Source organism: Oleiphilus sp. HI0061 (genome assembly GCF_001635675.1).
The window spans coordinates 1-735 of the sequence record NZ_LWFE01001709.1 but is presented as its reverse complement, the minus strand read 5'-3'; the positions used below and the strand labels follow the sequence as shown (position 1 = coordinate 735).

Below are 735 nucleotides of genomic sequence, written 5' to 3'. Positions count from 1 at the left end.
GATTGACTCTGCTATTGAAGCAATGACGTCTGACCCTGAATTTGCATCAATCGTTGTTGATTTGAGTGAGACGACTTTAATTGACAGTACCACTTTAGGTTTGCTTGCTCGCTTGGCTATTCAGGCGAAGCAAAAAAGCCACTTCTTGCCTTCCATTGTATCGACTAACCCTGACATTACTCGTGTCATAACGACAATGGGCTTCGAAAGTGTCTATCTTATTCTAACTGAACCGGCAGACTCGAGCCAACGACTGACTGAGCTGGCACCCCAAGATATTACCGAAGAAGAATTAAGAACCAATGTTCTCAATGCTCACAAGGTTTTGATGAACCTGAACGAGCACAACCGTGAACAGTTCAAAGACTTAGTGGCGACACTTGAAGGCGATGTAGAGGAACAGGCCTTTGTTGCGGGCTAAGGTGAATAAAGCTTAGTTATTAATATTATGTCAGGAAGCAAAGTATTTTGGCTTTCCTGCTTCAGGTTTCTCTTGTGACCTTCTATTATTGTCTTGCAGCAAAAAGAGCTGGCAAACAAGTCTAATCAACTAAACAAGAGATCTTAAATCATGTCACATAGCAAATCGGCTATCGCTGTTCTGGGTGGTGGAAGTTTTGGAACTGCGATTGCTAATATTGCTGCCGAAGCCGGGATTAAGACATATTTATGGATGCGCAGTGAAGAATCCGTAGAGTCCATTATTCAAACCAGGGTTAATACCAAGTATCTGCC

2 protein-coding genes are annotated in these 735 nt (G+C 42.7%); both read left to right on the top strand.

The genetic code is table 11. From position 1 onward, the window contains the following. On the top strand, positions 1–421 hold a 421-nt coding region (locus A3735_RS31480; protein WP_068638947.1), incomplete at its 5' end, for an STAS domain-containing protein. Positions 422–571: 150 nt separating this feature from the next. Further along, positions 572–735 (top strand): 3-hydroxyacyl-CoA dehydrogenase NAD-binding domain-containing protein (locus A3735_RS29360; RefSeq protein ID WP_231882663.1); only part of this gene is annotated, 164 nt, incomplete at its 3' end.